Source organism: Sorangium sp. So ce124 (genome assembly GCF_051525235.1).
Taxonomy (GTDB): Bacteria; Myxococcota_A; Polyangia; order Polyangiales; family Polyangiaceae; genus Sorangium; species Sorangium atrum.
In genome coordinates, this window is record NZ_CP150312.1 from 8,021,329 (window position 1) to 8,041,364 (window position 20,036).

17 protein-coding genes are annotated in these 20,036 nt (G+C 71.4%); 7 read left to right on the top strand and 10 right to left on the bottom strand.

What is annotated here, in order from left to right:
* Positions 1-10: 10 nt before the first annotated feature.
* Positions 11-580 (bottom strand): hypothetical protein, encoded by a 570-nt coding sequence (locus WMF19_RS29985; protein ID WP_437893498.1) that lies wholly within the window; start codon positions 578-580, stop codon positions 11-13.
* A 253-nt stretch (positions 581-833) separates the two neighbouring features.
* Here WMF19_RS29985 and WMF19_RS29990 point away from each other — a divergent pair, with 253 nt between their 5' ends.
* Positions 834-1,805, top strand: coding sequence for an aldo/keto reductase (locus WMF19_RS29990; RefSeq protein ID WP_437893499.1), 972 nt, complete (start codon positions 834-836; stop codon positions 1,803-1,805).
* A gap of 202 nt (positions 1,806-2,007) precedes the next feature.
* Positions 2,008-2,970 (top strand): MBL fold metallo-hydrolase, encoded by a 963-nt coding sequence (locus WMF19_RS29995; protein WP_437893500.1) that lies wholly within the window; start codon positions 2,008-2,010, stop codon positions 2,968-2,970.
* Between the two features lie 260 nt (positions 2,971-3,230).
* Here WMF19_RS29995 and WMF19_RS30000 read toward each other — a convergent pair whose 3' ends face one another.
* From WMF19_RS30000 to WMF19_RS30015, 4 genes are all read right to left on the bottom strand, one after another.
* Complete coding sequence (locus tag WMF19_RS30000; RefSeq protein WP_437893502.1) at positions 3,231-4,097, bottom strand: carbohydrate ABC transporter permease; 867 nt, start codon at positions 4,095-4,097, stop codon at positions 3,231-3,233.
* Positions 4,094-5,068, bottom strand: coding sequence for a carbohydrate ABC transporter permease (locus tag WMF19_RS30005; protein ID WP_437893503.1), 975 nt, complete (start codon positions 5,066-5,068; stop codon positions 4,094-4,096). Before WMF19_RS30005 ends, WMF19_RS30000 begins: the two co-directional genes overlap by 4 nt.
* 20 nt (positions 5,069-5,088) lie before the next feature.
* Positions 5,089-6,459 (bottom strand): extracellular solute-binding protein, encoded by a 1,371-nt coding sequence (locus WMF19_RS30010; RefSeq protein ID WP_437893504.1) that lies wholly within the window; start codon positions 6,457-6,459, stop codon positions 5,089-5,091.
* 297 nt (positions 6,460-6,756) lie between these two features.
* Positions 6,757-7,440: a TetR/AcrR family transcriptional regulator gene (locus WMF19_RS30015; protein WP_272094199.1), complete on the bottom strand. Its 684-nt coding sequence runs from the start codon at positions 7,438-7,440 to the stop codon at positions 6,757-6,759.
* Positions 7,441-7,637: 197 nt separating this feature from the next.
* Between WMF19_RS30015 and WMF19_RS30020 the strand changes: the two genes are divergently transcribed.
* Together WMF19_RS30020 and WMF19_RS30025 are read left to right on the top strand one after the other, a co-directional pair.
* The gene (locus WMF19_RS30020) at positions 7,638-8,879 is read left to right on the top strand and encodes an HlyD family secretion protein (protein ID WP_437893507.1); all 1,242 of its coding nucleotides are present in this window, start codon (positions 7,638-7,640) and stop codon (positions 8,877-8,879) included.
* A gap of 15 nt (positions 8,880-8,894) precedes the next feature.
* Positions 8,895-10,478, top strand: coding sequence for a DHA2 family efflux MFS transporter permease subunit (locus WMF19_RS30025; protein ID WP_437893509.1), 1,584 nt, complete (start codon positions 8,895-8,897; stop codon positions 10,476-10,478).
* Between the two features lie 36 nt (positions 10,479-10,514).
* Here WMF19_RS30025 and WMF19_RS30030 read toward each other — a convergent pair whose 3' ends face one another.
* From WMF19_RS30030 to miaB, 4 genes are all read right to left on the bottom strand, one after another.
* Positions 10,515-11,942, bottom strand: coding sequence for a VanW family protein (locus WMF19_RS30030; RefSeq protein WP_437893510.1), 1,428 nt, complete (start codon positions 11,940-11,942; stop codon positions 10,515-10,517).
* A gap of 231 nt (positions 11,943-12,173) precedes the next feature.
* Entirely contained in the window at positions 12,174-12,374 is a 201-nt protein-coding gene (gene thiS / locus WMF19_RS30035; protein WP_272094203.1) for a sulfur carrier protein ThiS, read from the bottom strand.
* Positions 12,371-12,955 (bottom strand): gamma carbonic anhydrase family protein, encoded by a 585-nt coding sequence (locus WMF19_RS30040; RefSeq protein ID WP_437323289.1) that lies wholly within the window; start codon positions 12,953-12,955, stop codon positions 12,371-12,373. Before WMF19_RS30040 ends, thiS begins: the two co-directional genes overlap by 4 nt.
* Before the next feature lies 1 nt (position 12,956).
* Entirely contained in the window at positions 12,957-14,462 is a 1,506-nt protein-coding gene (gene miaB / locus WMF19_RS30045) for a tRNA (N6-isopentenyl adenosine(37)-C2)-methylthiotransferase MiaB (RefSeq protein ID WP_437893512.1), read from the bottom strand.
* Between the two features lie 341 nt (positions 14,463-14,803).
* Between miaB and WMF19_RS30050 the strand changes: the two genes are divergently transcribed.
* The 3 genes from WMF19_RS30050 (at position 14,804) to WMF19_RS30060 (ending at position 18,570) form a co-directional block, all read left to right on the top strand.
* Positions 14,804-16,657 (top strand): AMP-dependent synthetase/ligase, encoded by a 1,854-nt coding sequence (locus WMF19_RS30050; protein ID WP_437893514.1) that lies wholly within the window; start codon positions 14,804-14,806, stop codon positions 16,655-16,657.
* A gap of 166 nt (positions 16,658-16,823) precedes the next feature.
* Positions 16,824-17,786 (top strand): prolyl aminopeptidase, encoded by a 963-nt coding sequence (pip, locus tag WMF19_RS30055; RefSeq protein ID WP_437323292.1) that lies wholly within the window; start codon positions 16,824-16,826, stop codon positions 17,784-17,786.
* A gap of 283 nt (positions 17,787-18,069) precedes the next feature.
* On the top strand, positions 18,070-18,570 hold the full coding sequence (locus tag WMF19_RS30060; RefSeq protein WP_437893516.1) for a host attachment protein: 501 nt from the start codon (positions 18,070-18,072) through the stop codon (positions 18,568-18,570).
* On the opposite strand, the gene WMF19_RS30065 is transcribed toward WMF19_RS30060, so the two are convergent.
* Positions 18,536-20,032: an OmpP1/FadL family transporter gene (locus WMF19_RS30065; RefSeq protein WP_437893518.1), complete on the bottom strand. Its 1,497-nt coding sequence runs from the start codon at positions 20,030-20,032 to the stop codon at positions 18,536-18,538. The two genes, WMF19_RS30060 and WMF19_RS30065, sit on opposite strands and share 35 nt — an antisense overlap.
* Positions 20,033-20,036: the final 4 nt, after the last annotated feature.

Consider the following 20,036-nt stretch of genomic DNA (forward strand, 5'->3'; position numbering starts at 1 on the left):
GCGGCGCGCCTCAGGCGTCGGCCTGCGGCCCCGTGTCGATCGCCGACAGGAACTGCTCTCTCTCCTCGTCCGTCGGGCGCCGGCCCGAGAGGTAGCGCCGCTGGTGCGCGCGGGCCGACGCCAGCGACGCCTGATTCAGGACCGTTATCGGCACCTTGGGCGCATACAGGCTCGTCACCTCGATCAGCGTCGTGCCGTCCGAGCCCGGCGAGAAGCGGTAAGTCCCGAGCCCCCGCGTCCACAGCACGTTCTCCTCGAACGCATCGACGACGATGACGAAGACCTCGGGCGAGACGCGCTCTGCAGAGAAGCGCGACGTCTGGGTGAAGTGACCGACGCCCGGGAGAGGCACGCTCATCCGGACGACGAAGCGCGGCTCACGGTACGATCCCGACTGCATCTCGCACGCGGTCCCGGGGAAGAGCTCCCGCGCGCAGCCATGCTGATCCCACCACACGGCGGCGGCGTCGAGCGGGTCGATGTTCCCGATATCGATGACAAACCGGACCCCGCGCATGCCCCGCGCCTCGTCGTGGACGCTCTCGGCGTGCGCGATCTCCGTGTCTTCTTGCTGCCACATGGTCGTCTCCTCGCCCCGCCGAGCGAGCATAAGTGAAGCACCGTTGCGCATCAAGGAAGCGGCCCTTCACGCTGAATCCGCGCCGCCGCCACATCGCGACGAGGCCTCCGGCGCGGCGCGCGGCGCCTCTCGCGCGCTCGGCGGCGCCGCCGCCGGGCCGGCTCATGACGGCGCGACTCAGGCAGAACCCTACGACGCGTTCAGCCCTGGGGCGTGGACGGCTCACGGAGCGCGTTGCTACCCTCCCCGTCGCATGAACTACCGCAATCTCGGACGCACTGGCCTGAAGGTCAGCCCCCTGTGCCTCGGCACGATGAACTTCGGCCCGGAGACCAGCGAGCCCGACAGCTTCGCCATCATGGACCGGGCGCTCGGGCACGGGATCAACTTCTTCGACACAGCCAACGTCTACGGCCGGAAGCGCGGAGAGGGGATCACCGAGCAGATCGTCGGGCGCTGGCTCGCCCAGGGCGATGGGCGCCGGGACCGCATCGTGCTCGCCACGAAGGTCTACGGCCTCATGGGCGAAGGGCCCAACGACAGGAGGCTCTCGGCCTATCACATCCGGCGCGCCTGCGAGGCGAGCCTGCGCCGCCTGCAGACAGACCATATCGACCTCTACCAGATGCACCACATCGACCGCGAGACGCCCTGGGACGAGATCTGGCAGGCGATGGAGCAGCTCGTCCGCGAGGGGAAGGTCCTCTATGTCGGCAGCAGCAACTTCGCCGGATGGCAGATCGCGCACGCGAACGGCCTCGCCGCGCAGCGGCACTTCCTCGGCCTCGTCTCGGAGCAGAGCCTGTACAACCTCGACGCGCGCACCGTCGAGCTGGAGGTCCTGCCCGCGTGCCGCGCGCTCGGCCTCGCCGTGCTGCCCTGGAGCCCGCTCGCCGGCGGGCTGCTCGGCGGCGCCCTCCAGAAGGCGCGCGAGGGCCGGCGCTCCTCCGCCGACGCGCTGGCGCGCATCGAGAAGAACCGCGCCAAGCTGGAGGCGTACGAGGCGTTCTGCGCCGAGATCGGAGAGCGGCCCGCCGACGTGGCCGTGGCCTGGCTGCTCCGGAACCCCGTCGTGACGTCGCCCATCCTCGGCCCGCGCACCGTCGAGCAGCTCGACGGGAGCCTGCGCGCCATCGAGATCACGCTGACGCCGGAGCACCTCGGGCGGCTCGACGCGATGTTCCCCGGCCCCGGCGGCGAGGCGCCGGAGGCCTACGCCTGGTAGCGCCGACCGCGCCACACTGCGCGGCGCTCGCTGCCCGCGCCACACTGCGCGGCGCTCGCCTGCACCCGGGCGCCACGCCTGCGCCATCCTCATGAATCGCGCCGCGGGACGGGTCGATTTCGATTCCATGGCGTCGCGCGGGTGGCCTACGCTCAGAGATCTGGAGACGCGTCAAGAGACGCTCGCGCACAAGGGGACGGATATGGGCCGATGGCGGTATGAGCGAGGGCTGCAGGACATCGGCAATGGCTGCTTTGCCTATCTCCAGCCGGCCGGGACCTGGGGCCTCAGCAACGCGGGGCTCGTCACGTCGGACGGCGAGGCCCTGCTCGTCGACACGCTCTTCGACCTGAACCGCACGCGCGAGATGCTCGACGCCATGCGCGCGGCGGCCCCCGCCGCGGCGCGGATAGGCACCGTCGTGAACACCCACGCGAACGGCGACCATTGCTACGGCAACGCGCTCGTCGAGGGCGCGACCATCATCGCCACGCGCGCCGGCGCCGCCGAGATGGACGAGGTCCCCGCGCCGATGCTGGCCACGCTGATGCGACAGGCGCGCAGCGGCGCCGCCGGCGCGCTGGGCGAGTACCTCGTCCATTGCTTCGGCGCCTTCGACTTCGACGGGATCGCCCCCACGCCGCCGACCCGGGTGTTCGACGGGGAGCTGACCATTGCGGTCGGGGGCAAGGAGATCCGCCTCATCGAGGTGGGCCCGTCGCACACGAAGGGCGATCTGCTCGTGCACGTGCCGTCGGACCGGGTGATCTACACGGGAGACGTCCTCTTCATCGACGTGACGCCGATCATGTGGGCAGGGCCCGTCGGCAACTGGCTCAAGGCCTGCGACGTCCTGCTCGCTGCCGACGTCGACGTCATCGTGCCGGGACACGGCCCCATCACGGATCGCGCGGGCGTGCGCGCGGTCCGCGACTATCTCGTGTACATCCGCGACGAGGCCAGGCGCCGCTACGACGCCGGCATGCCCCCGGCGGACGCCGCCCGCGACATCGCGCTCGCCGACTACGCGAGCTGGGGCGACGCCGAGCGCATCGTCGTCAACGTGCACACGCTCTACAGCGAGTTCAGCGGCGGGAAGCTCCCCTTGCCGGGCCCTATCGCGCTCTTCGGCCTCATGGCCGAGCTCGCGCGTCGGCCGCGTTGAGCGATCCAGGAGAAGATCACGATCATCATGAGTCTGTCGTCGCGAGCAGCGAAGTTAAGCTAAGCGAAGACCACGCCCGTCGTCGTCCCTGGCAGCAGGCGATCCTCGGCGCCTCGGCCGCGCACAGAGGGGCGCCGCCCGCCGCCATGGACACAGAGTTTCCCCTGAGGACGATTCCTGGTCAAGCGAGGTCGCGGGCTCGCTGGGACAGCCAATGTCCTTGCCGTCGCAACTGCATTTCGCCCCCCGTCGGGCGCCGATCACCCTTTCAGGCCGGTGCGAGCGACACCCTCGATCACGTACCGCTGGGCCGCGATGAACACGGCGAGGATCGGAACGCTCGCGACCACCGCGCCCGCCGCAACGAGGGCGTAGTCGGTGGAGTGAGCCGCCTGCAGCAGCGCGAGGCCGGGCGACAGCGTGAGCTTCTCGGGGTTGAACAGCACGTAGATGGGCCAGAGGAAGTCGTTCCAGTTGCTCAGCACGCTGAGCACGGCCAGCGTGGCCAGGGCCGGCTTCGACAGAGGCAAAACAATTTTCCAGAGCACTTGGAGCCGGGTGGCGCCGTCGAGCGCCGCCGCCTCCTCGATCTCTCGCGGGAAACCGAGGAAGAACTGGCGCAGAAAGAGAACGCCGAACGCCGAAGCGGCCGGCGGCACGACGAGCGCCGGGAGGCTGTCGAGCCAGCCGAGGGACCTGACGATGAGATAATTCGCAGGCAGGAACAGGATCGGCGGGACGAACAGCGTGGCGAGGACCGCGGCGAGCACGAGCCGCTTGCCGCGGAACTCCATGCGCGCGAGCGCGTACGCCGCCGGGGCCGCCGTGGCCAGCACGAGCAGCGCGTGCGCCACGGCGGAAAGGACGCTGTTCAGGAGCCAGCGGAGCACCGGCGCCTGGGAGCCCGAGCGCGCGAGCGCCTCGTAGCTCTCGACGGTCACCCGCGCGGGCAGGAGCGTGGGCGGCATCGCCGTCGCCTCGTGCGGCGACTTGAGCGACGTGAGCGCCATCCAGATCACCGGGGCGAGGTAGACCACGGCGAGGAGGATCAGCGCAGCATACGAGAGCGCTCTCCAGACCTGCAGGCGGCGGACAGGGCAGCTCCCCTGGACCCGCGGGCGCCTCATCGAGCCTCCTCATCGCCGCCCCGGCCGAAGAGCAGGAGGACCATGCCGAGGTTCACGAGCGCGAGGAGCAAGGCATGGACGTAGCTCATGGCCGCCGCGGCGCCGAGCCGGAAGCTCCGGAACCCCTCCTCGGCGATGTACATGATGACGGTGCGGGTCTCGCTCCCAGGTCCGCCCCCGGTGACCAGGTAGGCCTGTCCGAACATGTTGGCCGACCCGAGGACGGTCATCATCACGACGAACATGACCACCGGCCTGAGCCCAGGCAGGGTGACGTGGCGGAACAGCTGCCAGCGGGTCGCGCCGTCGATGCGGGCAGCGTCGTAGAGCTCCCGGTGGATGTTCTGCAGCCCGGCCAGGTAGATCACGGTGTTGTATCCGAGGGTCCACCAGACCGTCATGCCCACCAGCGAGACCCACACCCAGGGGACCGCCGTGGTCCATCCCGTGCCGGCGGGCAATCCCACCTTCCCCAGCAGGTGGTTGATGACGCCGACGTGGGGGTCGAGCAACAGGCGCCACACGAGGGCCACGACCGCCACGCCGAGCACGTAAGGCGCGAAGAACAGGGCCCGGAAGAGCGATCGCCCGGGAAAGCTCCGGTCGAGCGCGAGGGCGAGGAGCAGCGGGAGCGTCACCAGGACAGGCACGCTCAGCGCCGTGAAGAGGCCTGTGGCCCGCAGCGCACGCCAGAAGTTGCCGCGGATCGGCGAGCCGGACCGGAACAGGTCAGCATAGTTGTCGAGCCCGACCCACGGACTCGACGGCAGGAACGGGTCCCAGTCGTGAAGGCTTATCCACACCCCGAGGGCGATCGGCGCCAGCACGAAGAGGCCGAACAGCGCGAGGTACGGCGTGAGGAACAGGTAGGGCGCCCACCAGCGCGAGCGCGCGGGGCCGCGACCCCGGAGCTGCCCGACGCCGGGGGCGCTCTGCGCGCCGCCGTCCACCTCCGCTCGGCCGGGCTCCACGAGGGGTACGTCGACCGCGCTCACAGGGCCCTCGCGAACTTCCTCAGGTTGGCCGCGAGCAGCGCGTCGGCCTCGCGGGCCGCGCGGCGCAGGGCCGCCCTCGGCGCGGCCCGCAGCAGCACGGCCTCGTTCACCGCGAGATCGAGCGTGGACGCCCGGACCGCGTCGATCCCGGCGATCGCCGGCGGAAAGCGGACCACCGGGAGCTGCTCGGCGAAGATCGCCTGCTCGGTCATGCGCTGGAACGCGGCGCTCTCCCGCGCCTCGCGCCGGGCGGGCACCATGCCGGCCTCCGCCCACTCGAGGGAGTGCCTGCTGAGCCAGTCGAGGAAGACCACCGAGGCCTGCAGCCGGCGCTCGCCGGCCGAGGGCTGGCGCGCGAGCACGAGGTGATGCGCGTTGGCCCAGACCGCCCGCTGCGCGCCGATGGTGGGCACCGGCATGACGCCCCACCGGAGCCCGGGGGTCGCCCTGTAGATGTTGATCATCCAGATGCCGTTCCAGATGAAGGCGTTCCGGTCGTTGGTGAAGGCGATGCTGTCGGCGTCCTGGCCGACGTCGCGCGGGCTGTAGCCCCGCTGGATCAGCTCGAGCATGAAGCCCAGCGCCTCGACGCCTGCCTCGGCGTCGAACGTGGCCCGGGCGCCGTCCTCCGAGAACAGCTGTCCGCCGTCCTGCCACAGGAGCGACTGGAACATCAGCCCTCCGGTGAACAGGGCTGGCGACACCCACGATCCCTGGACCCCCCTTTGCTTCAGCTGCTCGAGGATCGCCAGGTAGTCGCGCCGCGAGCGCGGCAGCGCGGCGTCGCCGAGGCCGGCGCCGGCCAGCACGGCGCGGTTGTAGTAGAGGCCGAGGGGGTGGACATCGAGGGGAACGCCGTAACGGCGGCCCCGGAAGACGCCCACGCTCCAGAGCTTGTCGGAGAAATCGCCTGCGCCGAGGCCGAGCGCCTCGGTCACCTCGTCGAGCGGAAGGATGGTGCGGTGGACCGCCGCCGTGGCCAGCTGATCGGCGTGCATGGCGGCCACGTCGGGGCCATGGCCGCTGTCGACCGCGGCCGGCATCTTTTGATAGAAGTCGCCCCACCGGGTCACGCTCATCCGCACGGTGATGTTGTCGTGCTCGCGGTTGAACCGCTCGATGAGCCGCTCCATCGGCAGCCGGTCGCCGCCGGTGAAGCCCGTCCAGAACGCGAGCTCGACGGCCGGGCCCCCGTATCCCCGGCTGCCGCCGGCGGCGATCGCGGCCTGATCGCGCACGTCGACCGGCTCGCCGCGACAGCCGAGCAGCAACAGCCCCGCTGCCGCCCCCGCGCCCGCGAGGAGCTCGCGGCGGCCCGGCGACCGCTCAGGCCCTCCTCGCGTCTCCGGTGCTCGCGCCCTCTGCATTTGCCCTCTGTTCCTGCGATCCCCGCAGAGGGCTCGCTTCGGCCTGTCGCGTGCGCATGTCGCGTGCGATCGAGCCGAGCCGTGGCTCAACCCCGGGTCCCCCGGCTGCCGCGGCGATTTGCACCGACGTCATCCGCCGTCCAGCGGATTATTCCCGGAGAGCAGCGGAGACCACGCGATCATCCCTTGATGCTCTAATCTTCTGTTTTTCGAGGGCAGATTTCATCCCGGTTCATCGCCGAGGACAGGAAAGCTGCCAGGAGGACATGATGGCTGCCGGACGGCCTCCTGTTGCGCCTATGGCGCTCCCGGCGCGGCGGGGCCGCGGCGGAGAGCGCCGCCGGCCTTCGCGCCGAGCACAACGACGTCGACGATGGACTCCAGGGCGCCGGCGTCGACGGGCCCGCGCAGGCGGAACAGGCGGTTCGTCACGACGCCTCGGATCATCTCCACCAGGAGGTCGAGATCGGTGCCCGGCGGCAGCTCGCCGCGCGCGACGCCGCGCTCGAGCACCTCCCGCCACGGGGCGAGGCGCTCCTCGCGGAGCGCGCGGGCGAGCGCCTCGACCTCCGGCACGTGCAGCTCGGCGAGGAGCATGCGGTAGATGCCCTGCCCCTCGGGCGTCGAGGCCACGGCGACGAAGCGCCGCACGAGCTCGAGCAAGTCGAGCCGCAGCGCGCCGGTGTCCGGCGGCGCCTGGCGGCCGTCGGAGAACGAGCGAAGCGTCGCCTTGACGAGCTCGGCCTTGGTCGGCCAGCGGCGGTAGATCGTCGTCTTGTTCACGCCCGCCCGCGCCGCGACGTCCTCCACCCGGAGCGCCGCGTAGCCCGCGCGCGCGATCTCCGCGGCGGCCGCGTGCATCACCGCCCGCACCACGCGCTCGCTGCGGCCCCCGTGCCGCGCGCCGTGCACACCGGTCCGACGGCGCCCCACCGCGGGGGCGGGCTCAGCCGAGGGCGGCTCTCTCAGGGTGGGCGACATGGCGCTCCGCATCTCGAGGGCGCTCCATGGAACCACGACCGCACAGGGCGGTGGGTGCGGGAGACCTCGCTCCGACTATGGCAACAAACAGTTGTCTTTGGTAGCCCCCGTGGTACCACTATCGCAACGATAGGTTGCCTTAGAGATGCGGCCGTTCGATGCGCCGCGGTCGGGGCGACGAGGAGCAAGCGGCGACCATGTCCACGACGACGAGCGCTCTCCCTCGAGAGCCGGGGGCGGCCCCCGAGGCGATCTCCGGGGCGGTCAAGGCCGGGAAGCCGAGCAAGGCGGCCGGCTTCATGGCGGCGGTCGCCGCGCTCGGCGTCGCGGCGGGCGCGGGCTGGTACGTCGCCCACCGTGGGGTCGAGGCGACGGACGACGCGCAGATCGACGCGGAGGTGGTGTCGGTGCCCGCGCGCGCGGCCGGCGTGGTCGTGAAGGTTCTCTTCGCGGAAAATCAAGCGGTGAAGGCGGGCGACGTGCTCGCCGAGCTCGACGCCGAGCCCGCGCGCGCGCGGCTCGCGCAGGCGGAGGCGAGCCTCTCGGCGGCCAGGGCGAGCGCCGACGCGGCCGACGCCGACGAGCGCATCGCCGAGACCAACGCGCGCAGCAACAAGTCGGTGGCCGAGGCCTCGCTGCACGGCGCGGCGAGCAGCGCGACCGCGTCGAAGCAGCAGATCGCCGAGGGCGAGGCGCAGGTCGCCTCGACGACGGCGACTCTGGAGCAGGCCACGCTCGAGCGGGACCGCGCGAGCAAGCTCGTGGAGACCGGGGCGCTCGCGCAGGCCCAGCTCGACCAGCTGCAGGCGTCCGTCGACGTCGCCCGCGCGTCGCTCGAGCAGGCGAAGGCGCGCCTCGCGGCGCTCCGGGCGACGACAACGCAGGCGTGGAGCCGGGTCGAGGAGGCGAACGCGAAGGTCCAGCAGGCCAGCAACGTCGACGCGTTCATCGCGCAGGCGCGCGCCCGCGCCCGCGTGGCCCACGCCCAGGTGGAGACCGCGCAGGCCGCGCGGGACCTGGCCGCGCTCGAGCTCTCGTACACACGCATCGTCGCGCCCCAGGACGGCACCGTGTCGAAGAAGACCCTCTCGGTCGGGCAGATGGTCTCGGCGGGCCAGGCCGTGGGCGTGCTGGTCCCGGCGCGGCAGATCTGGGTGACCGGCAACTTCAAGGAGACGCAGCTCGCGCACATGCACGTCGGGCAGCCGGCGCGCGTGTCGATCGACGCCTACCCCGGCGTGACGGTGCACGGCGAGATCGAGAGCTTCTCCGCCGCCACGGGCGCGCGCTTCAGCCTGCTGCCGCCGGACAACGCGACCGGCAACTTCACGAAGGTCGTCCAGCGGGTGCCGGTGCGGATCCACGTCCACGACGCGCCGCCCGACGTCGTGCTGCGCCCGGGGATGAGCGTCGAGCTCGCGGTCGACACGAGCAAATAGGATGAGGAGGGAGCCATGGCAGAGGTGGCTATCGCGGCCCCGCCGGCGTACGCCGACGCGCCCGCCAACGCGAACAGGTGGCTCGTGGCCGTGGCGGTGGCCCTCGGCGCGCTCCTCGAGATCGTCGATACGAGCATCGTCAACGTGGCGCTCACCGAGATGCAGAACTCGCTCGGCGCCACGCTCACGCAGGTGAGCTGGGTCGTCTCGAGCTACGCCATCGCGAACGTCATCATCCTGCCGCTCACCGCGTGGCTCGGGCACCGCTTCGGCAAGAAGCGCTATTTCGTCTTCTCGCTCGTCGCCTTCACCGCGGCGTCGGTGCTCTGCGGCGTCGCCCACAGCCTCCCGATGCTCATCGTCGCCCGCGTGCTCCAGGGGCTCGGCGGCGGCGGCCTGCTCGCGAAGGCGCAGTCGATCCTGTTCGAGACGTTCCCGAAGCACGAGCAGGCGATGGCGCAGGGCTTCTTCTCCGCCATCGTCATCGCCGGCCCCACCATCGGACCGACGCTCGGCGGCTACATCGTCACGAACATCGACTGGCGCTGGATCTTCTTCATCAACGTCCCGCTCGGCATCGCGGCCGTGCTCATGTGCCTGGCCTTCCTGCCGCCGGACGCCGCGGGCGAGCGGGAGCGCGGCGGCGTCGACTGGCTCGCGATCGCCCTGCTCGCGGCCGGCGTCGGCTCGCTGCAGACGGTGCTGGAGGAGGGGCACTCCGAGGCGTGGTTCGACTCGCCGTTCATCCTCGCGTTCTCCGCGGTGGCGGCCGTGAGCCTCGCCTTGTTCATCCACCGCGAGCTCACGTCGAAGAGCCCGATCGTCGACCTGCGCGTGCTCCGGTACCGCTCGCTCTGGGCGGGCAGCCTCCTCTCCGCCGTCATCGGCATGGGCCTCTACGGCGCGCTCTTCGCGGTGCCCATCTTCGCCCAGTCGATCCTCGGCTTCACGTCGCAGCAGACCGGCCTGCTCCTGCTCCCCGGCGCGCTGGCCTCCGCCTTCTCGATGCCGCTCGTGGCGCGGCTCCTGAACCGGTTCGACCCGCGCGTGCTCCTCGTGGTCGGGGGGCTCATCCTGCTCGCCGCGCTCTTCCAGCTCCAGACGCTGACCCCGATGACGGGCTCGGGCGACCTGTTCTGGCCGCTGATCATCCGGTCGTTCGGCACGACGCTGATGTTCCTGCCGCTGAGCATGGCCACGCTGGGGCCGCTCCCCAAGAAGGACATCGCGGCCGCGACCGGCCTCTACAGCCTGACGCGGCAGCTCGGGGGCAGCGTCGGGGTCGCCTTGCTCACCACCGTGCTCGCCGACAGGCAAGCGTTCCACCGGGCGGTCCTTGTGAGCGACATGGGGGCGAGCGACCCGAAGACCCTGGAGCGCGTCGCCGCGTACACAGCGGGCTTCGCCGCGAAGGGCTTCGATCCGGCCGACGCGCGCGACAAGGCGCTCCACGTCCTCGACGGGATCGTGAACATGCAGGCCGCCGTCATGTCGTTCAACGACACGTTCTGGGTCACGGCGGTGCTCGTCCTCGCCACGCTCCCCCTGGTGCTCCTGCTGGGGAAGGGCCGGGGCGGCCCCGCGTCCGCGGGGCACTGAGCCGCTCGCCGAGGGGTCCGGCGCCCTCGACCGAGCTCACATCGAGTAGGCGCCGCCCTGGCCCCCCGCAGCGGGGGCCTCCCCCTCGCGGAGCTCTTCCACCGCCTTCGCGTGCTCGGGGAGCGCCGGCAGCGCCTGCGGGTCGTAGTCGGGCGCAACCCAGAAGACCTCCGGCGCGGGCTTGTACTCGCTCGAATAGCTGCGCTCCGAGGCCCTGCCGTCCTTGTAACGGATCGAGACGAAGGACCTCACGTCGTATCCGCACGAGCCCTTCTGGTGGCGCTTCACCTTGCCCTCGGAGAGCTCGGACTTCACGTAGATGCGCCGGATGAAATCGTCGGTGTGCTCGGCCGAGACGTGGTGTTCGACCTCCGCCACGGGGTCTCCGCCCAGGATCTCGACGCGGAGCACCGTCGGCTCGGGGAGATACGCGTGGATCATGATCGGGAACGGGAGCGTGTTCCTGATCTTCAGGTCCGACTCCGGGTAGGTCACCATCGCGTCGAGCCCCATGGGGATGTAGGCGCTCGGGCGGGAGTGGCTCTGGCGATCCGGCGTGTCGAGCGCGCCGAAGAGCGACGCGGCGTAGAGCGTGCTCGAGACCTGACACGTCCCCCCGCCGTAGCCGGGGACGGTCTCGTCCCCCAGGATCTCCGGGGCGATCGTGAACCCGTTCTTGGCCGTCCGGGGGCCGACGTGGGCGTTGAACGAGAAGGTATCGCCCGGGGCCAGGATGGTGCCGTCGATCTTGGACGCGGCGTTCCTGATGTTGCGGGCGCGCCCCGCCTCCTTGCCGAGCTGCTTGAACTTCGTCTCGTAGGCCGCGACGACCCTCGTGACATCGACGCTCACCAGGTCGGCGACCTCGACCTGCGGCAAGACCTGCCGGACGGCGAGCTCGATGAGCTCCTCGTCGCCGTGCTCCCCGGCCCGCAGCGCCGCGAGGGAGGCCTCGACGTCGAGCGCCCGGCCGGCCTGCTCCGGGATCTTGCGCCGGTTCGCGAGGTCGAGCCGCGCGTCCACGGGCGCCCGGTAGATCTGCGGGGCGAGCCGCTCGAGGAACGCCCGCGCCCGCTGCTCGTCGACGGCCCAGGCGAGCGGCACGTCGATCTCGCCGCGCCGCGCCTGCCGGCCCTCCCGGAGCCGCCGCGCCCAGGGCCCCTCGTGGCCTACGCGCAGCGCCGCCGCGAGCGTCTCGTCGACGTCGACCTCGACGCCCGCCTCGCCGAGCGTCGCGGTGAGCTCCACGTCGTCGTGGCGCAGCCGGACGACGCGCTCGCGAAGCGCGTCACGCCGCGCCGCGAGCCAGGCCGCCGGCGCGGCGCCGTCCGGCAGGAAGCGCTCGCCGACCGAGAGGCCGCGGACCACCGGAGAGGCCGGCAGCGCGTGGTGCACCCCCACGGCGGCGCCCACGCCGGCCGACCCGCCGAGCGCCAAGACCAGAACGAGGGCCCTCGTATCCACGGCAGCTCGGCATGGTAGCCGGATCGCGAACGTTCTGGAAGATCGCTAAACCGTCGAGAAGGGAAAAAACCGCCATGGCGCCAAGGACGCCATGAGAGAGAAAAAACGCAAAGGCGCGGAGGCGCGAAGACGCAAGGAGATTTTCTTCCCCTTTTCTCGCGTCATTTTGCGCCTTCGCGGCTTTGCGTTTCTTCTCGTCCCTCCAGAAGCCGCGCCGCCAGCCGAACGGCCTCAGCCGCCGCCGACGAAATGGACGATCTCGATCACGTCCCCCTCGGCGATCTCGGCGGCCGTGTGCTCGGCGCGCGGCACCACCTCGCCGTTGCGCTCCACCGCCACCGGCCCCTCGGTCAGCCCGAGCAGCTCGACGAGCCTCCGCACCGTGAGCGCCGCCGGCACGTCGCGCGCTTCCCCGTTCACCGTGATGTTCATGGCTTCCTCACCTCTCGCATCACCAAGCGCGCCGCGACCTCCGGCGGCTCGACGGCCTCGCCGGCGAGCGCCGCCCGGAAGCGCCGCGCGTTCTCCACGTAGCCCGCGGCGCCCAGCTTCCCGAGCTCGGCCTGGTCCGGTCGCACCTCGCCCACCACCCGGGCGGGGTTGCCGCGCACCATCGAGCGCGGCGGGATCACCCGCCCCGGCGGCACCACCGCGCCCGCCGCGATCACCGAGCATTCGCCGATCTCGACGTTGTCGAGCACGATGCTGCCCATCCCGATCAGGCACCCGTCCCCGACGAGGCAGCCGTGCAGGATCGCGCTGTGGCCGATCGTCACGTCGGCGCCGACGATCGTCTGCGAGACGCCGCCCGTCAGGTGCAGGCACGCGAGATCCTGCACGTTGGTCCGCGGGCCGACGCGGATCGCGCCGATGTCCCCGCGCAGCACCGCGCCGAACCACACGCTCGCCTCGTCGCCGAGCTCGACGTCGCCGATCACCGTCGCGTTCGGCGCGAGGAACACGTCGCGCCCGAGCCGCGGGGACACCCCGCCGAGGTCCAGGACGAGCGCCACGTCAGCCGCCCTCGGCCGCGACCACCGGCAGCGAGCGCCGGGCGGGCCGCGCCTCCACGCCGCCCCGCTGCCGCGGCCGGGCCGCGGCGCGCGCCGCCTCGGTGAGCTCGGCCTGCAGAGAGTGCTTGTTCGCCCGCGTGATCGAGACCTCGACGACCTCGCCGAGCAGATCGAGCTCCCCGGCGCCCTCGATGTGCGCGATCTCGTGGCGCCCCGTCCGGCCGGACCAGAGCGCCCCCCCGGGTCCGCCGTGCCCCCGCTCCTTGTCGCGCCCCTCGACGAGCACCTCCTGCGTCGTCCCCACGAGGGACGACAGGTGGGCGGCGAGCAGCGCCTCGCTCTCCTCGAACAGGCGCGCGAGCCGCTCGCCCTTCACGCCCTCGGGCACGTCGTCCGGCAGCTTCAGCGCGGGCGTGTGCGGCCGGCGCGAGTACTTGAAGCCGAACAGCCCCTTGAACCCCACCTCGCGCACGAGCGACAGCGTCGCCGCGAAGTCGTCCTCCGTCTCGCCCGGGAAGCCGACGATGACGTCGGTCGAGAGCGTCAGCCCCGGGACCGCCTCGACGAGCGCCCGCGTCCTCGCGACGTACTCGGCGCGCGTGTAGCGGCGGATCATCCGCCGGAGGACCCGATCGCTGCCCGACTGCACCGGCATGTGCACGTGGCGCGGCAGCGCCGGGAGCTCGGCGTGGGCGAGGACGAGCGACGGCGTGAGGTGCCGCGGGTGCGGGCTCGTGTAGCGCAGGCGCGCGAGGCCGGGGACGTCGGCCGCGACGCGCCGGAGCAGCGCCGCGAACTCGCTCTCGTCCGGGTCGTCCGCGCTCGCGCCCGGGGCCCGCGGCAGCGCGCCGAGCGGGTCGCTGTAGCTGTTCACCGTCTGGCCGAGCAGCGTGACCTCGCGCGTCCCCGCCGCCACGAGCCCCGCGATCTCGGCGACGATCTCGTCGCTCGGCCGGTACCGCTCCGGCCCGCGGGTGTAGGGGACGATGCAGAACGAGCAGCGCTCGTCGCAGCCCTTCATGACGGTCACGAACGCCGTCGGCGCGGCGCGCGGCGAAGAGGAGGACGCGGGCGACGGCGGCGACGGCGGCGATGCGACGAGGAACCGCGGCGCGTCGAGGTCGAACACCGTGCGCGCGATCGGCAGCCCGCCGATCGCGAGGTCGCCGAGCAGGCCGGGCAGCTCGGGGATGTTGTCGGGCCCCACAACGACGTCGATCGCGCGCATCTGCTTGAGGAGGCGCTCCCCCTCCTGCTGCGCCACGCAGCCCGCCACGACGAGCACCCGGTCCGCGCGCTCCCGCTTCCAGCGCGCGAGCCGACCCACCTCGCTCCGCAGCTTCTGCTCGGCCTTCTCGCGCACGCTGCACGTGTTGAGCACGAGCACGTCCGCCTCGTCGGCGCTGCCGGCCTCCGTGTAGCCGGCGCAGCGGAGCACGTCGTGCATCCGCTCGGAGTCGTGCACGTTCATCTGGCAGCCGAACGTCGTGATCGAATACCGGGGCATCGAAGCGATGCACGCTCTAACAGAAGGGGCCCGAGGCCGCCACCTCGCGCGCCGGGAGCCCCGCCGCAGGCGCCGCGCGCCGCTCCCCTCGCCCTCTCCATCCGCCGCACCCGCCCCACGGTCGCCCTCCGTCTCCAGCCTCCGCGGCGCAGCCCCCCTCCGTCTCCAGCAGCCCCGCGGCCGCCCTCCGTCTCCAGCGCCGCGCGAGCGCTCCCCCCATCGTCAACAACCCCGCGCGAGGCAGCCTCAGCGGCGGCGCGACGACGGCCGGCGTCGCGCGCCGCCAAAAGGACACGGACGCGGCGCAGTACCATGTTAACAATCAGCTCGGGAGGAGACCGATGGCGAAACTGGAGAATCTGGTAGACCTGCTCGATCGCGCGCTGAAGCGTCATGGCCACCGGCCGCTGTTCGGCACGAAGACCGATGGCCGCTGGGACTGGATCACATACGCGGAGTTCGGGCAGCTCGTCGCCAGGTTCCGCGGTGGGCTGGCGTCGCTCGGCGTCCAGCAGGGAGATCGGGTGGCCCTCATCTCCAACAACCGCGTCGAGTGGGCGGTCTCGGCTTACGCCTGCTTCAGCATGGGAGTCGCCGTCGTGCCGATGTACGAGGCGCAGCTCCCGAGCGAGTGGGCGTTCATCATCAACGATTGCGAGGCCGTGGCCGCGATCGTCGCCACGCCGCAGATCTACGGGAAATGCAAGGACCTCCCCGAGAAGGCGCCCTCGCTGAAGCACGTTGTCTGTCTGTTCGACCCCGAGGGGGCGAGAGACGGCGTTCCCGGGGCGAAGACCAGCTCGTACAAGGAGCTCCTCGCCGCGGGCGAGGGGAGCCCGGCCCCGGCCATCCAGCCGACATCGAAGGACACGGCGTGCCTCATCTACACGTCGGGCACGACCGGCAACCCCAAGGGGGTGATCCTGTCGCACGGCAACATCGCCTCCAACGTCTGCGCGGTGCTGGATCTCATCCCCTTCGGCGGCGACGATCGCAGCCTTTCGTTCCTCCCGTGGGCCCACTCGTTCGGCCACACCGGCGAGCTCCACGTGATGATCACGGTGGGCGCGTCGATGGCGCTCAGCGAGTCGGTCGACAAGATCGTCGCGAACCTCGCCGAGGTGCACCCCTCGGTGCTGATGAGCGTCCCGCGGATCTTCAACCGCATCTACGAGGGCGTGCAGAAGCAGATGGCCGAGAAGCCCGCCGTCATCCAGGCCCTGTTCCGCGCCGGGCTGCGCGCCGCGACGAAGAGGCAGAAGGGCGAGCCCCTCGGCCTCGTCGAGCGCCTCGCGCTCGCCGTGGCGGACCGCGTCATCTTCTCGAAGATACGCGCCAAGTTCGGCGGCAAGCTGAAGTACGCCATCAGCGGCGGGGCGGCGCTCGCCTATCAGGTGGCCGAGTTCGTCGACGCGCTCGGCATCACCGTCTTCGAGGGCTACGGCCTCACGGAGACATCGCCCGTCGCCGCCGTGAACTACCCGGGAGCCCGCCGCCTCGGCAGCGTGGGCAAGCCGATCCCGGGCGTCAAGGTCGTCATCGACAGGTCGGAGACGCACGACCCGAAGCAGGGAGAGATCGTGGTCTACGGCCCGAACGTCATGGTGGGCTATTACAAGCGCGACGAGGAGAACAAGGCCGTCTTCACGGAGGACGGCGGCTTCCGCACAGGCGATCTGGGCTACCTCGACGACGACGGCTATCTCTTCGTCACGGGCCGCATCAAGGAGCAGTACAAGCTGGAGAACGGCAAGTACGTCGCGCCGGCCCCGCTCGAGGAGAAGCTCAAGCTGTCTCCGCTGATCAACGGCGCGATGATCCACGGCGACAACCGCCCCTTCAACGTGGCGCTGATCGTGCCCGAGATGACGGCGCTCACGGAATGGGCGCGGGCCGAGGGGCTCTCGTTCGAGTCGACGGACGCGATGCTGAAGCACCCGCGGGTGGTCGCGCACGTCCGGGCGGAGGTCGACAGGTACGCGTCCGATTTCAAGTCCTTCGAGAAGATCAAGCAGATCGCCCTCGCGGCCGAGGATTTCACGGCGGAGAACGGGATGCTCACGCCGACCCTGAAGCTGAAGCGGCGCGTGGCCCTCCAGAAGTACGGGCCCGTGATCGAGGCGCTCTACGCCGGCGCGGGCGGCGCGGGCGGCGCGGAGAACACCGCGCCGCGCGCGGCCGCGCAGCCCAGCTGAGCCTCCCGCGCCCCCCCGACCTGCCGTCCCTCGCCGCTCCCCCGCCGCGACCTGCCGTCCCCCGTCCACGCCCTCTCCCCTCCCGGCGCGCCTTAGCGTACGCTGGGCGCGCAGGGGACGCGCCGGCGCGCGCGACGCGCGACGTCGGCCGACGAACGGGAGCGGCATGACGACGACAGGCACCCAGAGGCGAACGCTGTATCCCGAGATCGAGCCGTACCGCGCCGGGAGGCTGCGCGTCTCCGATCTTCACGAGATCTATTTCGAGGAGTCGGGCAATCCGCGCGGCAAACCGGTGGTCTTCGTGCACGGCGGCCCCGGGGGCGGCACGGAGCCGAAGCAGCGGCGCTTCTTCGACCCGGCCGCCTACCGGATCGTGCTCTTCGACCAGCGGGGCTGCGGCAGGAGCACGCCGTACGCGAGCCTGGAGGAGAACACCACCTGGCACCTCGTCGAGGACATGGAGAAGCTCCGCGAGCACCTCGGGATCGAGCGCTGGCAGGTGTTCGGCGGCTCGTGGGGGAGCACGCTGTCGCTGGCCTACGCCGAGCGGCACCCGGAGCGGGTGACGGAGCTCGTGCTGCGCGGCATCTTCCTCCTGCGGAAGCAGGAGCTCGACTGGTTCTATCAGCGGGGCGCGAGCGCCATCTTCCCCGACGCGTGGGAGGAGTACCTCGCGTTCATCCCCGAGGCCGAGCGGGACGACCTGCTCACGGCGTACCACCGGCGCCTCACGAGCCCGGACCCCGGGTTGCAGCAGCGGGCGGCGCGCGCGTGGAGCGTCTGGGAGGGGCGGACGAGCTGCCTGTTCACGAACCATGAGCTCGTCGCGAAGACGTCAGGTGATGATTTCGCCCTCGCGTTCGCCCGGATCGAGTGCCACTATTTCATGAACAAGGGGTTCTTCACGGCGGAGACGCAGCTGCTCGACGACGTGCACCGGATCCGCCATATCCCGACCGTCATCGTGCAGGGCCGCTACGATGTCGTCTGTCCGCCGGAGAGCGCGTGGGCGCTCCACCGCGCTTTCCCCGAGTCCGATCTGCGCATCGTGGCGGACGCAGGGCACTCGGCGATGGAGCCGGGCATCCTGCACGAGCTGGTCGAGGCGACCGACCGGTTCCGTTGACCGGCGGTCAACGAGCGCGACCGCGGCGGCGCGGCCGAGGTCGCTGGACACGCGCGGTACACCAAACTCCGTATTTCGCGGTCAACCACCTCCCGAGCGCCGCTCTCCCCCTCTCGCTCTCCACGAATTCAGGCCGAGCGCAGGTTGTCGAGTCTGCTGGAGCCTTCCTCTCGGGGTGCGATCCGGCCGAATTGCGCCGGACTCGGCCCTCCGGCCGCTTGCGCCGCGTGGGGTCGGTCTTTAACGTAAACCAAGGGAAGGGTTGATTCCCCCGTGGAGGCTTATGGCAAAAAAGGCAGCACGGAAGACGTGGATCCTGGTCTCCGACGCAAGCCGCGCCCAGCTCTATCGCGAAGAGCCTGCGGGCAAGGGCTTCACCCTGCTCGAGTCATACAACCATGACGAGAGCCGGGCGCGCGTGCGGGATCTGATGGCCGACGCGCACGGGCGCAAGCCGAATGGCACCTCCAGCGGGAACGGCAGCGTCGGCAACGTCGCAGGGGGCCAGTACCTCGGCCGTCCCGGCGCCGCTCCCGACACCGATCCCAAGGAGGTCGAGAAGCAGAAGTTCGCCCAGGAGCTCGCGGAGGTGCTGGAGAAGGGGTTGAACGAGCACGCCTACGAGACGCTGGTGCTCATCGCGCCGCCGCACTTCCTCGGCCTGCTCCGCGGCACGGTGAGCAAGCAGGTCAGTAACCACATCGAGACGAGCGTGGACAAGGACCTGAGCTGGCTGGACGGCCCTCGGCTCACGGAGCGGCTGCGCGAGCTGCGGGCCGGGTAACACCGCTTCCAGCTGCCTCGAACGTGTAGGCGACGCCGAGCCCGACGACGTTCGCCCGGGCGCTGTAGGCGCCGCCATTGATGGTGTTCGGGTCCTCCGGAGGATTGGCCCGCACCGGGCTCACCTGCGGGAGCCGCGCTTCCCTCGGATCGACCCTCACGTCCGCGGCGAAGACGTGCGCGTAGCTCGCATCGAGGCGCCACCGGCCGAGGTGGACGCCGAGGCCGGCCGCCGTCGTCAGCTTGGTCGCGTCGATCGTGAGGACCGACAGGTACTCGGGCGGGACGGCGCTCTGCTCGAGGCTCACGCCGGCGCGCAGATCCCACCGCGCGCCCGCGAGGTCGAAGGAATACTCGCCCCCGAGCCTCGCCGAGAGCGAATTCTCGAATCGCCGCGGGAACGAGACGGCTGGCACGCGGAACGCCTCCGGGAAGCCGACGACGTTCCGGAGCACCACGCCGTCGGGCTCGACGAGGATGTCGTCGTGCATGCTCCAGCCCTCGACGCCGAGCCCGAGCTCCACGCGCAGGTCGTCCACGACCCGCGCCTCCACGCCGGCGCGGAGGACCCACGGCAGGTCGAACGCGACGTCGGCGTCCTCGCCCTCCTGGACGGCGCGCTCGAAGACGGGCGCCGCGGGGAGCCGCGCCCTGAATTTGGCCGGCGCGCGCACCCAGATGGGCAGCTGGAAGGCCAGGCCGACACGCCAGCGCGGCGTCGGGACGAAGAGCGCCCCGAGCTGGCCCGTGGGCGCCACGATGGGCGCGACGCTGAGCTCGGAATGGATGTCCCACTCCGGATCTTCGGGCGCGCAGAACATCCGCTCCGGGAGGCACCCGGAGACCACCATCCGGCTGTTGAACGTGCCGACCAGCGCGCCGAGCCCGGCGCCGAAGCGCCACTCGGGCGACGGCGCGTAAGCCGCCCCGACCCCCAGGAGCGCGAGCGCGGAGCCCTCGAGCGTGATCAGCGCGTAGCGCTGGGGCGCCGGCATGCCGTTCACCTGCTCCGGATAGCTGGAGAGGGCCGCGTACGGCGCCCACATCCCGCCCCAGACGACCCACCGCGGGTCGACCTTGAACGACGCCGCCAGCGTGGGGATCGGCAGCACCGGCGCGCTGCCGGTCACCGGATCCATCGTCTGCACGAAGCTCGCGCCCGTCGGCTCGCCGGTGTTCGGATCGACCTGCCGTACGATCGCCTGGCGCGTGTGCCGGCTGCGCCACTCGAAGAGCCCGACGTCGAACAGCACCTGGGTGCCGGCCTCGTAGACGCCCGCGGGGTTGTAGGCGATCGCCCCGAGATCGTCGCCGCCGGCGATGTACGCCCCGCCGCGGGACGACGGGCGGACGCCGCGGTCGGTGAAGTACAGCCCGGCCGCGACGGCGTCGCCCGCGGGCAGGAGGAGCGCCCCCGCGGCGGACGCCACGGAGAGCACGGCGCGGATCGTGGGCTTTTGCACGTGG

Bases quoted from the DNA above. Each gene is read 5' to 3' on its own strand.
- WMF19_RS29985 (WP_437893498.1), bottom strand. From the start codon at position 580: ATGTGGCAGCAAGAAGACACGGAGATCGCGCACGCCGAGAGCGTCCAC.
- WMF19_RS29990 (WP_437893499.1), top strand. From the start codon at position 834: ATGAACTACCGCAATCTCGGACGCACTGGCCTGAAGGTCAGCCCCCTG.
- WMF19_RS29995 (WP_437893500.1), top strand. From the start codon at position 2,008: ATGGGCCGATGGCGGTATGAGCGAGGGCTGCAGGACATCGGCAATGGC.
- WMF19_RS30000 (WP_437893502.1), bottom strand. From the start codon at position 4,097: ATGAGGCGCCCGCGGGTCCAGGGGAGCTGCCCTGTCCGCCGCCTGCAG.
- WMF19_RS30010 (WP_437893504.1), bottom strand. From the start codon at position 6,459: ATGCAGAGGGCGCGAGCACCGGAGACGCGAGGAGGGCCTGAGCGGTCG.
- WMF19_RS30015 (WP_272094199.1), bottom strand. From the start codon at position 7,440: ATGTCGCCCACCCTGAGAGAGCCGCCCTCGGCTGAGCCCGCCCCCGCG.
- WMF19_RS30020 (WP_437893507.1), top strand. From the start codon at position 7,638: ATGTCCACGACGACGAGCGCTCTCCCTCGAGAGCCGGGGGCGGCCCCC.
- WMF19_RS30025 (WP_437893509.1), top strand. From the start codon at position 8,895: ATGGCAGAGGTGGCTATCGCGGCCCCGCCGGCGTACGCCGACGCGCCC.
- thiS (WP_272094203.1), bottom strand. From the start codon at position 12,374: ATGAACATCACGGTGAACGGGGAAGCGCGCGACGTGCCGGCGGCGCTC.
- miaB (WP_437893512.1), bottom strand. From the start codon at position 14,462: ATGCCCCGGTATTCGATCACGACGTTCGGCTGCCAGATGAACGTGCAC.
- WMF19_RS30050 (WP_437893514.1), top strand. From the start codon at position 14,804: ATGGCGAAACTGGAGAATCTGGTAGACCTGCTCGATCGCGCGCTGAAG.
- pip (WP_437323292.1), top strand. From the start codon at position 16,824: ATGACGACGACAGGCACCCAGAGGCGAACGCTGTATCCCGAGATCGAG.
- WMF19_RS30060 (WP_437893516.1), top strand. From the start codon at position 18,070: ATGGCAAAAAAGGCAGCACGGAAGACGTGGATCCTGGTCTCCGACGCA.